We start from the raw sequence: 12,908 nt of genomic DNA, 5'->3' as shown, positions 1-12,908 counted from the left end.
CGGTCGTGGGTCGGAGAGTCCCGGGCCGCGTCCCGCGCGGCCCGGGGTCTCACCGATCTTCGGCCGCCCGGGCCGCGAGGCGGGGCAGCGCAGCCGTGTGCGGGGGCCCGGATTCCATCGGGCGGCCCAACGGCGGCGCGGGTGCGGCGGGGTCGGCCAGCAGGACGGGGACGAGCGTGTGCAGGGCGTCGACGGCCCGGCCGACCGCCTCCCGCACCGGGGCGCTGAGTCCCGGCAGGATGTCCTCGTCGCCGGCCGGCAGGACGGCGGGCTCGCAGGCGAGCACGAGGACGCGGGGCAGCGGCTCCTCGCCCAGGTGGGTGGCGAGGGCGAGCACCTTCTCCGGGTCGAGGCCGTGCGCCTCGGGGGCGACCGTCCCGTCGGGCGGCTCGGCCTCGACCAGGGTGAGGGTGCCGGGCCGGTGGCCGCGCGGCGACGCGTCGACGAGGACGGCGGTGGCGCACCCGCCGAGCAGCGCGTAGGCGAGGTCCATGCCGCGGATGCCGAAGTCCCGCACCGTCGCCCCGGGCGGCAGCGGGCGCCGGGCGAGGGCGCTGATCACCTCGGGGCCGAACGCGTCGTCGCCGAGGAAGATGTTGCCGACGCCCGCCACGAGGAGCCGGCCGGCCGGGGCGCTCACCCGAGGTCCCCGGGGACCGGCGCCAGCGGCCGGACGGATCCGGCCGGCTTCTTGCGGACGAAAGCGGAGCGCAGCGCGTGGTACGGGGCCTCGGGATCGAAGAAGATCGCGCGCATCCGGGCGAGTTCCTCGCGCCGGTGCTCCGCGAGCGGCCGCCGTGCCTCGTCCAGGCGGCGGGCCGCGTCCTTGGCGGCGATCCGCCGGGCGAGGTCCGGGGCGGCGGCGAGGTCCGCGGCCAGCCGTTCGACCACGCCGCGGAACTCCCCCGGCGTGGCCGGCACCAGCCGGTCCACCAGTCCGACGCGGCCCGCCGCGGCGGCGCCGAGCGGCAGCGCCTCGGTGGTCAGCCGGTGGGCGAGGCCGTCCCCCACCCGGCGCGGCAGGCTGTAGGTCCAGAACTCGGAGCCGTACAGGCCCATGCGCCGGTAGTGCGGGTTGAGGACGGTACCGGTGCGGCACCACACCTCGTCGGCGGCGAGGGCGAGCATGGCGCCGCCGGCGGCCGCGTTGCCGGGGAGCGCGGCCACCACCAGCCGGTCGGTGGTGCGCAGCACCGCCTCCACCAGGTCGTCCATGGCGTTGAGGTTGGTCCAGGACTCCTCGGCCGGGTCGGCGGCCGCCTCGATGACGTTCAGGTGGATGCCGTTGGAGAAGAAGTCCCGGTCCGAGCCGAGCACCAGCACGGGGGTGGCGCGGTCCAGCGCGTACCGGTAGGCGGTGAGCAGTCTGCGGCACTGCTCGGTGCTCATCGCGCCGCCGGGGAAGGCGAAGGTCAGGTAGCCCGTGTCGCCGTGCCTGCGGTAGCGGATGTCGCGCCAGGTGCGCCGCTCCCGGGGCAGTTCGAGGGGGACGGGGTCCTCGGGCAGACAGGGCGCGTCCGGGAAGGCGGCGAGCACGGAGGCGGCCGGGCGCCGGAAGGGCGCGGGGTCGCCGGAGTTCCTGCGCGGGCGCAGTTCCGGGATCCACACGGCGCCGTCGCGGGTGGCGCGGCAGACGGCGCCCGAGCGGGTGGCGAGCAGCTCGCCGGGGCGGCCGCGGAGCAGGTCCTCGGGGTGCCCGCCGTGCAGGAACACCTCCCGGCCGAGGAGTTCGTCCAGGACGCCGGGCTGGGAGTCGGCGCCGCGCAGCTTGCGCAGTACGGTCTCGGTGCCGTCGTTCTCCCAGTCGATCCGGCGCCGGTCCTGCCGGAAGGCGTCGCGCCACACGATCTGCGGGGCGATGTCCGGGTCGCCGGTCTGCGGGCGGGGCTTGTAGGAGGCGTCGGCGTAACGGCGCACGGCGAGCAGCACGGCGGCCATGGCGGCGTCGGAGGCCTCGTTGCGGTAGAGGTCGCTCTTGCCGACGGGGGGCACGGGGAAGGGTTCCGCCGCCCAGATGTCGCCCGCGTCCATGGCCGCCTCGGCCTGGAGCACGGTGACGCCCCAGCGCGGGGCCTGTTCGGCGATCGCCCAGTCCAGTGCGGACGGGCCGCGGTCGCCGGGCGGTCCCGGGTGCACGATCAGGCAGGTGTGCTCCCGCCAGACGTCCTCGGGCAGGGCCGACTTCAGCATCGGCGCGAGGATCAGGTCGGGGCGCAGTTCGCGGACGGCGGCCCGGACCGGCTCGGTGCCGTGCGCGGCGAGCACGACGTCCACCCGGTGGCCCAGGTCCGACAGCTCGGCGTACACCCGTTGGGAGAGGCTGTTGAACGCGCTTGCGACGAGCAGAATGTCCATGACGCGGCATGTTCGTCCTTTCCCGGGGTGCCGTGAAGAACCGGTGCGGCGTTTCGTCAGGCTCGGTCGGATACCTTGCGCCAACCGGCTCGCATCGCAAGATTTCGAACGTTCTGCTCCGCTCGGCGATCACAGACCGCCCTCGGCACGCGGCGCCCCCGAGTGGCAGACGGCATCAGACCCTCGCGGGGCAGACGGCATCAACCCCCGGGGAGCAGCCGGGCCGTCGGGTGGCAGACGGCATCAGACCCCCGCAGCGCAGCCGGGCCGTCGGGCCGCAGGCGGTGTCAGGCGGCGAGGGCCGGGCCGGTGGTGAGGCGGTCGAGCAGTTCGGCGTGGTGGAGCGCGGTCACGGGGGCGAGCAGGTCGGGGTGGCGCAGCAGCGCCGCGGCACCGCGGTCGCCCTCGTCGGGGGCGAGGAGCCGCCGGAACTCCTCCGGCCGGCCGGAGGAGTGCTCCGAGCCGGCGAGCGCGCCGACCGCCCGGCCGGCCAGCGCGGGATCGGCGAGCAGGCCCGCGGCCCAGCTCGCCACGACCTCGTCGACCCAGGTGCGCCAGGCCCATTCCGCGGCCGCCGGGTCCCCGGCCCCGTCCGCGCCGGTGGCCCAGTCCAGGCGCACCGCGCCGCCGGGCCCGGCCATGGTGACCAGGGCCGCGTCGATCTCGGTCGGATACCGCAGCCACGCGGCGACGGTCACAGCCTGCCGGGCCTGCGCCTCACAGCGGGCGGTGGCCAGCGCGCCGCCGGACGCCGGGTAGGCGCCGGTCAGCCAGCGGGCCGTCGCGGCGATGAGGTGGGAGAGGTCTGTGGGCACTGCCGGGCCGTCCGAGATGCGTATGGGAACAGGGGCTCCACGCCACGGTAGCCGCGGGCCCGGCGCCGGTGGGGCGGCTGGGACCTTCGTCATATGTGGCTCCGGCCACGTCGTGGCGCGATGGCGGGCGTGTGGCCCCGGACGCCCAGGGAACTCGGGGCGGGCCCGCCGCCGGGCGGCGCGCACACCGGGAGGCCCGCATGACGACGGACGACGCACGGTACGACGACCAGGGCGAAGTGCCCCTCGCGGGTTACGCCGCTCTCGCCGGCACGTTCGCCGTGGGACTGGGCGTCTACGCGGCGGTGGCCCGGCGCCGGGGCGTGACGCTGCCGCCGGAGCTGCCGCCGTGGGACGTCGCCCTGCTGGGCACGGCGACCTACAAGGTGTCCCGGCTGCTGACCAAGGACAAGATCACCAGTTTCCTGCGCGCCCCGTTCACCCGCCGCGCCGACGAGGGCGAGGCCGGCGAGGTCATGGACGAACCGCGGGGCACCGGCATGCGCAGGGCGGTGGGCGATCTGCTGGCGTGCCCGTTCTGCACCTCGGCCTGGGTGGCGACGGCGCTGATGTGTTCCTACACCGCCTCGCCCCGGCTGACCCGGCTGATCGGCGGGGGTTTCGGCGCGCTGACGGTGGCGGACGGACTGCAGTACGCGTGGACGTGGACCCAGCGGACGGCCGAGGGCTGAAGCCGGCCGCCGGGCCGGGCGGCCGCGCCGTCGCCCGCGAGGAAGGGAGCGGCCTCATGCGTCACGACGAGATGATCGGGAAGGTGCGGACGCTGGCCCGGCTGCCGGACAGCGGCACGGCGGAGCGGGCGACGCGGGCGGTGGTGAGCACCCTGTCGGAGCGGCTGCCGTCCGGACTGGCCCGCCATGTGGCCGCCCAGCTCCCGCCGGACCTGGCGGCCGCCATGCGCCGGGCGGCCGACGCGGCCGGCGCCGGCTCGGGCCACGCGGGTGAGCGGTTCGGTCTCGCGGTGTTCGCCGGACGGATCGCCGACCGCGCCGGCACGGACGAGGACACGGCCCTGAGGGAGGCCGCCGCCGTCCTGGAGGTGCTCGACGCGGCGCTCGCCCCGGAGCTCACCGAGCGGATGGCGGGGGTGCTCCCCTCGGACATCCGGGAACTGCTGCCCGTGGAACGTGCCACGGGAGACCACGAGGAATGAGGCGGGTGAAGGAACGAGGCAGGCGAAGCGGGCAAAAAAGCGAGGCGGGCGGACGGTCAGGACCCGTCGCGCACGCGGCCTCGTCACACCAAGGGCGGCCGTTTCCACGACGAGCCCCGGCCGTCCGTCACCGTGACGGGCCCCGGCCGTCCGTCACCGCCGGTGTGACACCCGGAGGCGGGGACGCCGGAAGAAGGGCCGCCGCCGGGCGTGCCGCGCGCCGGTCGGCCGGGTCACCCAGCGGTCCTCGACCTGGTCGAGGCCGAAGAGCAGCACGCCGAGCGCGGGCAGCAGCAGAAGTGCGACGGTGATCACCGGAGGGGCTCCTCCCTGCGAGTACGGGAGGCGAGTCCCCCCGTACTCGCCGCCCCAACGCCCCAGAAGCGTGAAGGTCCTGTGACGCCCCGGCGCGCCGGTGGCACGGACGGCGCCGGCCGGGCACGGGCGCGTTGTGCCGCACCGGCGCCCGCCTGCCCGTAACGTTCTCGACGGTGACCGAAAGTCACACAATGGAGACGGAGAGCGCACGGGAGGCCGGGTGGGCGGGCCGGGACGACGAGCGGGCCGGCGGCGCCGGACGGCGCTGGGCAGCCGTCCGCCGCACACCGGGCGGCTCCCGGCGGGCGCCCGGCCCGGGCCCGACGCCGCGGTGGCCGTGCGGATCGTGCCGTGGCTGCGGATCACGGCGGCCTACGCCTGGCGGCTCATCCTGGTCGGCGCCGTGGTGTACGGCGTCTTCACCGTGCTCGGCCTGTTCCAGCTCATCGCGGTGGCCCTGTTCCTCGCCCTCGTCGTCACCTCCGTGCTGCGCCCGCTCGCCGATCTGCTCGGCCGCGTCCTGCCCAGGCCGCTGAGTGTCGCCGCCGCGCTGGTCGGCAGCCTGCTGGCGCTGCTGACGCTGTTCGCGCTGGTGGGCAACGCGGTGGCCAGCGAGTCGGCCACGCTGGCGGGCGAGTTCCGCGGCGGGGTGCACCGTATCGAGCTGTGGCTGCGGCGCCCGCCGCTCCGCCTCAGCCCGGGGCGGCTCTCCGCGCTGGAGAACCAGGTGACGAACTACCTCGACTCACACCGTTCCAGGCTGCTCAGCAGCGCGGTGACGCAGCTCGGCAAGGTGGTGGAACTGGTCACGGGCGGCGCGCTCGCGCTCTTCGCCTCGGTGTTCTTCATCCACTCCGGGGAGCGCCTGTGGGCCTGGGCGCGCGACCAGCTGGTGCCGAGCGGAGCCCGGCGGGCCTGGGACAAGGCCGGGAGCACGGCCTGGCGGACGTTCGCCGGGTACACCCGGGGGATCATCATCGTCGCGGCCACCAACGCGGTGCTCGTCGGCATCGCCCTGCTCGTGCTGCGGGTGCCGCTGGCGCTGCCCCTGGCGCTGCTGGAGTTCTTCGCCGCGTTCGTGCCCCTGGTCGGCTCGCCGGTGGCGCTCGCGGTGGCCACCGTGGTGGCCCTGGCCGGGCGGGGGCCGCTGACCGCCCTGGCCGTGCTGGCGCTCATCGTCGTCATCGGCCAGTTCGAGGGGCATGTGCTGCACCCGCTGGTGTTGAGCTGGGCGGTCCAGCTGCATCCGCTGGCCGTCGCCGTGTCCGTCATCGCGGGCAGCATCGTGGGCGGGGTGATCGGAGCGGTCGTGGCCGTCCCGTTCGTCTCGGTGATCTGGGCGGTGCTGCGGGCGCTGCGCACGGATCCGCCCTGACCACCGGGCCGGCACTGCGTGGCATGACCACCCGCGACGGGTGGCACTCGACGCGTCGTGCGTGGAATGCGAGTGATGTGGCAAGCGGTGAGGCGGGACGTGTCGGAGGCGGTGGCGGCGGTGCGCCGGGCCGCCGCGGCCCCCGGCCGGGAGCGGGATCTGGTCGTGCAGGCGCTGAAGGCCGCCCTGGCCGCCTGGGTGGCCTGGGCGGTGGCGGGCTGGTGGCTGAAGGCTCCGGTGGCGTTCGTCGCGCCCTGGGTGGCGGTGGTCCTGGTGGAGTCGACCGTGTACCGGTCCATCGCGCGCGGGCTGCAGCAGCTCGGGGCGATCGCGGCGGGCACGGTCGTCGCCACCGCGGTCGGGCTGCTGCTGGACGACACGATGGCCGCCATGGCGCTCGTGCTGCCCGCCGCGATGCTGCTGGGGTACTGGCGGCGCCTGGGCAGCCAGGGCATCTACGCCGCCACCGGCGCCCTGTTCGTCCTGACCGGCGGATCCGTGTCGGTCGCCACCTCGGCGGCCCGGCTCGGCGAGGCCCTCTTCGGCGCGCTGGTCGGCATCGCCGTCAACGCGCTGATCCGGCCGCCGCTGTACCTGCGCGACACCCGTACGGTGCTGCGGGAGGCGACCGACGAGGCCCACGACATCCTGCGCGACGTGGCCGACGGGCTGGCCGAGGGCCGCTGGGACGCCGAGGAGGCCGGCGACCGGCACGAGCGGGCGCTGCGCCTGCACTCCCGGGTGCAGCAGGCCCATGCCGCGGTGGACCTCGGCCGGGAGAGCCTGCGGGCCAACCCGCGCCGCCGGAACGGGGCCGGGGCGCTGCCCGGCAAGGGGTACGACGACGCCGTGCTGGTGCTGGACTACGCGGCCGTGCACACCGCGGGCGTGACCCGCACGGTGCTGGAGGCCGCGGCGCAGGAGCGTCCCGCGCCCCGGCCGCATCCGGAACTCGCCCGCCGCTACGCGACGTTCCTGTACCAGACCGCCCATGCCCTGCGGCTCTACAGCCGCAGCCGGTTCGGCCAGTCGAGCGAGGACGGACTGCGGGAGGCCGTGGTGGAACTGCGCGCCACGCTCGAGGAACTGCGCCGGGACCTGGCCCGTTCGACGACGGACGATCCCGACGACATCGCCACCTACGGGGCGCTGCTCACCCAGGCCCACCGGCTGGCCGACCGGCTGGCCGTCCCGTCCTGACGCGGCCTCGGCGGCGGACGGGGTGCCGCCCGCCGCCGACGGCGCGTCAGCCTTTCGCGAACGCGACGACCTTGTCCACCGCCCCGTCGAACCGGTCGTGGTCGCCGACGGTCGGTCCGGTCGAGGTGTACTGCCACATCTTGTACGCCGACCAGCCCGCGGGCAGCGTCCCCGCCGACGAGGCGTAGCGGGCGATCCAGAGCGGGTTGGTCGCGCCGAAGCCGGCGTGGTTGCCGGTGCACTGGGTCCACCAGCTCGTCGCCGTGTAGATGACGGCGTGGCGGCCGGTGCGGGTCTTGTAGCGGTCGAGGAAGTCGCGGATCCAGGTGACCATCCCGCTCTTCGACTTCCCGTAGCAGTCGTCGCCGTACGGGTTCCACTCGATGTCGAGCACGCCGGGCAGGGTCTTGCCGTCCTTGGACCAGCCGCCGCCGTGGTCGACGAAGTAGTCGGCCTGGGTGGCGCCGTTGGTGGTGTCGGGGGTCGCGAAGTGGTAGGCGCCGCGGATCATGCCGGCGTCACGGGACCCGGTGTACTGCTGGCTGAAGTAGGGGTTGGTGTAGTACGTGCCCTCCGAGGCCTTCGTGTAGGCCCAGCGGACCCCGCTGTTCCACAGAGTCGGCCAGGCGACGTTGCCCTGGTAGCTGGCGACGTCGACGCCCTCGGTCTGGGTCGCCCGGGGCACCGTGGGCGTGGACTCGTCCATGGGTCCGGTGCCGTCGTGGGTGAGTACTCCGATGCCCATGTAAGCGCTGCCGCGCTCGGGCGTGGACCCGCCGGCCGGCGAGGGCACGGCCGCGGGTGTCGTCAGGGACAGCAGGAGGCCGGTCAGAGCGCCGGTGACGGACCAGCGTGAGCGGCGTCGGTCAAGGGTTATGAGGCTTCGCACGTGATCCATCTGACCCGGTGTCGGACCGCGCCGCACGCCGGATACCGCCGTGCGGCGTCACTCCGGCCGGACGTTGGGCCGAGCGGGTGCGGTGCTCAGCCGGCGTCCAGGGTCATGAGGACGGCGTGGAGGCGGACGCCGTCCGGTCCCGGCCAGCCGCCGGCGACGTGGCCGGCCGCGCCGGCGCGGGGCAGCGGCGGGTTCCCGGGCACGGGGGCGAGGACGCGGTGGACGTGGAGGGTGGTCCCGTGCGGTGCGGGAAGGCGGGTGCCGTGTGCGTCGTCGGCGGGGCGCGGGGTGAGTTCACCGCGCGGGAACGGCTCGCCGGTGTAGGCGCGGGTCACCACCCGGTCGGGTGTGTCGGTGACGCTCTGCGCCATGCGCTTCGCGGACCGGCGGGAGCGTGCCGGACCCGGGCGGGGTGGTCGGCTCCCGCATCGCTGCCGGCCCCAGCCGCCGTGACGGAAGGGGCCGCCCTCGCCGACCCGGCCGCCAGGCCCGCCGGCGCCGCCCTCGCGGAGCCGGCGTCCGGGGTCTGACGGTACGTCTCCGGGGGCGGCGCGCTCGTTCGTGACCGCCTCCGCCCCGGCGGCCGCGAATGTTCTTCCCCGCTTCTGGCCCGGGCTGCCTACTGGGCGGTATACAGAGCCAGTTGAAACGCGGACCGCCGCTCGGGGCGGGCCGTGCGCCCTGCCTCTGGGGGAGGAACCATGGCGAACGACACCCGCGCGGCCGACGGAGCGAGAGGCCGGCGGCGGACCGCCGTACTGGGGACGGCGCTCGGGGGCTGTGCCCTCGTCGCCGCCGCCACGGTGCCCGCCGCCGCCCACCCCTCCGGTCCCGGCCACGACGTCACCTACGTCTCCCTCGGGGACTCCTACACCTCGGGTCCGCTCATCCCGCGGCAGGTGGACGCCGCCTGCGCCCGTTCCGACCGGAACTACCCCTCGCTGCTGGCCTCGTGGCGTGGGGTGAGCACGTTCAAGGACGTGAGCTGCGCCGGTGCGACGACGAACGAGATGTGGCAGCCGCAGGGGAGCAACGCGGCCCAGCTCGACGCGCTGGACCGGAACACCGACCTGGTGACGGTCCAGATCGGCGGCAACGACGTCGGTTTCGGCTCGATCATCGGCACCTGCGCCCGCCTGGGCGCCCAGGAGCCGGCCGGCAACCCCTGCGAACGCTTCTACAAGGCCGCCGGGTTCGACCAGCTCGCGCTGAACGTCCTGCGCACCGCGCCGAAGGTCGACCATGTCCTGCGGGCCGTGCACCGGCGCGCACCGCACGCGCGGGTCCTCCTCGTCGGCTACCCGGACCTGCTCCCCGACGACGGCGTGGGCTGCTTCCCCTCGGTGCCGTTCGCGGCGAAGGACTTCCCCTACCTGCGGGACACGCAGAAGCGGCTGAACCTGATGCTGCGCACGGTCGCCGCGTGGAACCGGGTCGAGTACGTCGACACCTACGGGCCCACGGTGGGCCACGACATGTGCCGGGCGCCCGCCGACCGCTGGATCGAGCCGCTGCAGCCGGCCTCGCCCGCGGCCCCCGCGCATCCCAACGCGCGCGGCGAGGACGCCATGGCGCGGGCCGTGCTCGGCCGGCTGGAGCACGGGCGCGGGCGCGGCTGAGCACCGCGCGCAACGCGGCTCCGGCGCGGGCGCGCCGGAGCCGTCGTGCGGCCGGTCCGGTCAGCCGCCGAGCGCGGCCCGGACCACGCCCTTGGCCTCCTCCTGCACCCGCGCGAGGTGCTCGTGGCCGAGGAACGACTCGGCGTAGACCTTGTAGACGTCCTCGGTGCCCGAAGGGCGGGCCGCGAACCAGGCGTTGTCGGTGGTGACCTTGATCCCGCCGATGGCGGCGCCGTTGCCGGGCGCCTCGGTGAGGACGCCGGTGACCGCCTCGCCCGCCAGGGTGTCCGCGGTGACCTGGGCCGGGGACAGCTTGGCGAGCAGGGCCTTCTCCTCGCGGGTCGCCGCGGCGTCGATGCGGGCGTAGGCGGGCGCGCCGAAGCGGGCGGTCAGGCCGGCGTAGTGCTCCGACGGCGTCCGGTCGGTGACCGCCGTGATCTCGGAGGCGAGGAGCGCCAGCAGGATGCCGTCCTTGTCGGTGGTCCACACCGAGCCGTCCCGGCGCAGGAACGACGCCCCGGCCGACTCCTCGCCGCCGAAGCCGATGGTGCCGCCGGCCAGCCCGTCCACGAACCACTTGAAGCCGACCGGTACTTCGACCAGCCGCCGGTCCAGGTCGGCGGCGACGCGGTCGATCATCGTCGAGGAGACCAGGGTCTTGCCGATGCCGGTGCCGGCGGGCCACCGCTCGCGGTGCCGGAACAGGTAGGAGATGGCGACGGCGAGGTAGTGGTTGGGGTTCATCAGGCCCCCGTCCGGGGTGACGATCCCGTGCCGGTCGGCGTCGGCGTCGTTGCCGGTGGCGATGCGGAACCGGTCGCTCTGCTCGATCAGCGAGGCCATCGCGTAGGGCGACGAGCAGTCCATGCGGATCTTGCCGTCCCAGTCCAGCGTCATGAACCGCCAGGTGGGGTCGGTGTGCGGGTTGACCACGGTGAGGTCGAGGCGGTGCTGCTCCGCGATCCGGCCCCAGTAGGCGACGGACGCCCCGCCGAGCGGGTCGGCGCCGATGCGCACCCCGGCCGCGCGGATCGCGTCGAGGTCGAGGACGCTCGGCAGGTCGCCGACGTAGGCGCCGAGGAAGTCGTACCGCTGGGTGGTCCCGGCGGCGAGCGCGCGGGCGTACGGCAGCCGCCGTACCTCCTTCATGCCGCCCGTGATGATCTGGTTGGCGCGGTCCTGGATCCAGGACGTCGCGTCGGAGGCCGCGGGGCCGCCGCTGGGCGGGTTGTACTTGAAGCCGCCGTCGGCGGGCGGGTTGTGCGAAGGGGTGACGACGACGCCGTCGGCGAGTTTGGTGTCGCGGCCCCGGTTGTGGGTGAGGATGGCGTGCGAGACGGCCGGGGTCGGGGTGTAGCCGTCGGCGCTGTCGATGAGCACGGTCACGTCGTTGGCCGCGAACACCTCCAGCGCGGTGACCCGGGCGGGCTCGGACAGGGCGTGCGTGTCGGCGCCGAGGAACAGCGGCCCGTCGGTGCCCTGGGCGGCGCGGTACTCGCATATGGCCTGGCTGGTGGCCGCGATGTGGTCGTCGTTGAAGGCGGCCGCCAGGGACGAACCGCGGTGCCCCGACGTGCCGAACGCCACCCGCTGGCCGGGGTCGGCCGGGTCGGGGCGCAGCGCGTAGTACGCCGTGACCAGCCGGGCCACGTCGATGAGGTCCTCGGGACCGGCCGGCCGTCCCGCTCGCTCGTGCGGCATGAGTCCGCTCCTCCGCATCGGTGTGATCGATCGCTCGGGGTCATCCTTCCCCGTCGGGGCCCCGGCGTGCGAGTGCGCCCGCACCGGTCGGGGCGCGCGGGCCGCGGGCTCCCCGGTGATCCGCTTCCCCGGCGATCACTTGTCGCCGGCTCCCGTGTGCCCCCGCGGCAGGCCGGTAACCGTCCGCTTCCGGACCCGCCCTCGCGGGCCCCGGCCGGACGCCTCGTCCTGCCGGTGCCGGCCGGGGGCCAGCGGCGCGCCGGACGGGCCGGGGGGGGCCGTGGGCCGGTGCACCCCCAGGGCCCCCAGGGGTCGCCGGGGGCCGGCGGGTCACGGGTCACGGCGCGGCAGGCCGCGCGCCGGGTCCGGTGCTCCCGGTCCCGGGCGCCGCGAGCCCGCCGCGTCCGCGCCGGCGTCCCGGGCCCGGGCGTCAGCCGATGTGGTAACTGTCGCCGTACACCTTCCAGTCCAGCGGCGTGTTCAGGTCGAGGTTGCCCTTGCGCAGGAAGACCCGCTGCGCGGTGTCGACCCTGCTGGTGTCGCTGTGGGCCTCCTCCTGCTTCATGGCCCACACCCGCGCGTCCAGGAAGGCGTTCAGGTACGCCGTCTCGCCGCCGCCCTGCGCCGGCGGCTTGGCACTGCGCAGGGCACGGCGCCGGATGTTGCGGAAGCTGGTGGGGTCGTCGCCGTCGCCGTGCATGACGATGGCGTCGTAGTAGGCGAACTGGCCGAGCGCGCGCAGCCCGTCCGCCTTGCCCTGGGCGACGGCGGGGTTGAAGTAGACCCGGTCGCGTTCGTCGTTCTGCGCCTGCTGGAAGGCCGGGTCCTGGGCGGCCCGGCGCCAGTCCCGGGGATAGTCGGGGTCCAGGCCGTCGTGCGAGTCGGTGCCGTCGACCCGGCGCAGGGCGGGCAGGTACCGGGCCAGGACGTTGCCGGGGGTGCGGTCGGTGTAGAGCTGGACGAGGTCGAGCATGTCGCCGGTGCCGGAGCAGAAGCCGATGATGCCGGCGGTGTAGCCGCGCCCGTCGCCGATGTCCTCGATGTACTTGTACTGGGCCTTCCAGTCGAGCGAGGAGTTCTCCGCGCTGGAGACCAGCCGCATGGCGATCTCCTTCTTCGCCGGGTCGTCGAGGCCGGGGGCGGCGGCCGCGGCCCGCGCGGTGCGCGGGAGCCCGGCGAGCAGGGTGCCGGTGGCGGCGGCGCCCAGCAGGGCGACGGCGGTACGGCGGGAGAGGGCGGTGTGGGCGGCCGGCCGGCGGTCTGTGTACGCCACAGGGACTCCAAGGGGAGGTGGGGGGGCTGGGAGTTGGTTCCGTGCCGAACTGATAGGAAAGTTTCCTATCGCTTCCGGCGACAGCCCGTAACCCGTCCCGCGCGAAGTTCGTAGGATCGAACAGTGCGTTCCCCCGGCCTGTCGCGCCGGGCTCTCGTCACCCCTGGGTGCGGCCGCGCT

13 protein-coding genes are annotated in these 12,908 nt (G+C 75.2%); 5 read left to right on the top strand and 8 right to left on the bottom strand.

The annotated features are described in order from the left end of the window. Window positions 1-49: 49 nt before the first annotated feature. The 3 genes from TNCT1_RS20435 to TNCT1_RS20425 all read right to left on the bottom strand — a co-directional run bounded on the left by TNCT1_RS20435 (window position 50) and on the right by TNCT1_RS20425 (window position 3,170). Window positions 50-640: a hydrogenase maturation protease gene (locus TNCT1_RS20435; RefSeq protein ID WP_143634202.1), complete on the bottom strand. Its 591-nt coding sequence runs from the start codon at window positions 638-640 to the stop codon at window positions 50-52. Then, window positions 637-2,355: an enoyl-CoA hydratase-related protein gene (locus tag TNCT1_RS20430; RefSeq protein WP_143634199.1), complete on the bottom strand. Its 1,719-nt coding sequence runs from the start codon at window positions 2,353-2,355 to the stop codon at window positions 637-639. Before TNCT1_RS20430 ends, TNCT1_RS20435 begins: the two co-directional genes overlap by 4 nt. A gap of 287 nt (window positions 2,356-2,642) precedes the next feature. Beyond that, window positions 2,643-3,170: a hypothetical protein gene (locus tag TNCT1_RS20425; protein ID WP_143634197.1), complete on the bottom strand. Its 528-nt coding sequence runs from the start codon at window positions 3,168-3,170 to the stop codon at window positions 2,643-2,645. Between the two features lie 200 nt (window positions 3,171-3,370). Between TNCT1_RS20425 and TNCT1_RS20420 the strand changes: the two genes are divergently transcribed. Both TNCT1_RS20420 and TNCT1_RS20415 read left to right on the top strand, forming a co-directional pair. Next, entirely contained in the window at window positions 3,371-3,862 is a 492-nt protein-coding gene (locus TNCT1_RS20420; RefSeq protein WP_143634195.1) for a DUF1360 domain-containing protein, read from the top strand. Window positions 3,863-3,918: 56 nt separating this feature from the next. Beyond that, the gene (locus TNCT1_RS20415; protein ID WP_143634192.1) at window positions 3,919-4,344 is read left to right on the top strand and encodes a DUF2267 domain-containing protein; all 426 of its coding nucleotides are present in this window, start codon (window positions 3,919-3,921) and stop codon (window positions 4,342-4,344) included. A 153-nt stretch (window positions 4,345-4,497) separates the two neighbouring features. Here the strand turns inward: TNCT1_RS20415 and TNCT1_RS35595 are convergent, their stop codons facing one another. After that, the gene (locus tag TNCT1_RS35595; RefSeq protein WP_160160416.1) at window positions 4,498-4,659 is read right to left on the bottom strand and encodes a hypothetical protein; all 162 of its coding nucleotides are present in this window, start codon (window positions 4,657-4,659) and stop codon (window positions 4,498-4,500) included. Window positions 4,660-4,882: 223 nt separating this feature from the next. Here TNCT1_RS35595 and TNCT1_RS20410 point away from each other — a divergent pair, with 223 nt between their 5' ends. Then, complete coding sequence (locus TNCT1_RS20410) at window positions 4,883-6,037, top strand: AI-2E family transporter (protein WP_174266372.1); 1,155 nt, start codon at window positions 4,883-4,885, stop codon at window positions 6,035-6,037. A gap of 75 nt (window positions 6,038-6,112) precedes the next feature. Further along, window positions 6,113-7,237, top strand: coding sequence for an aromatic acid exporter family protein (locus tag TNCT1_RS20405; protein WP_174266371.1), 1,125 nt, complete (start codon window positions 6,113-6,115; stop codon window positions 7,235-7,237). 46 nt (window positions 7,238-7,283) lie between these two features. Here TNCT1_RS20405 and TNCT1_RS20400 read toward each other — a convergent pair whose 3' ends face one another. Continuing rightward, window positions 7,284-8,135 carry a lysozyme gene (locus tag TNCT1_RS20400; RefSeq protein ID WP_143634184.1) on the bottom strand — a complete coding sequence of 284 codons (852 nt, stop codon included), beginning with the start codon at window positions 8,133-8,135 and terminating at the stop codon, window positions 7,284-7,286. 86 nt (window positions 8,136-8,221) lie between these two features. Beyond that, window positions 8,222-8,506 (bottom strand): hypothetical protein, encoded by a 285-nt coding sequence (locus TNCT1_RS20395; RefSeq protein ID WP_143634182.1) that lies wholly within the window; start codon window positions 8,504-8,506, stop codon window positions 8,222-8,224. Between the two features lie 330 nt (window positions 8,507-8,836). Between TNCT1_RS20395 and TNCT1_RS20390 the strand changes: the two genes are divergently transcribed. Beyond that, on the top strand, window positions 8,837-9,754 hold the full coding sequence (locus TNCT1_RS20390; RefSeq protein ID WP_143634180.1) for an SGNH/GDSL hydrolase family protein: 918 nt from the start codon (window positions 8,837-8,839) through the stop codon (window positions 9,752-9,754). Between the two features lie 60 nt (window positions 9,755-9,814). Here TNCT1_RS20390 and pgm read toward each other — a convergent pair whose 3' ends face one another. Further along, entirely contained in the window at window positions 9,815-11,455 is a 1,641-nt protein-coding gene (pgm, locus tag TNCT1_RS20385; RefSeq protein ID WP_143634178.1) for a phosphoglucomutase (alpha-D-glucose-1,6-bisphosphate-dependent), read from the bottom strand. A 430-nt stretch (window positions 11,456-11,885) separates the two neighbouring features. After that, window positions 11,886-12,728, bottom strand: coding sequence for a chitosanase (locus TNCT1_RS20380; RefSeq protein ID WP_143634176.1), 843 nt, complete (start codon window positions 12,726-12,728; stop codon window positions 11,886-11,888). Between the last annotated feature and the right edge of the window lie 180 nt (window positions 12,729-12,908).

Source organism: Streptomyces sp. 1-11, assembly GCF_007176755.1.
GTDB lineage: Bacteria > Actinomycetota > Actinomycetes > Streptomycetales > Streptomycetaceae > Streptomyces.
The sequence above is the reverse complement of the archived record's forward strand: the minus strand, read 5'-3'. Positions and strand labels throughout refer to the sequence as shown.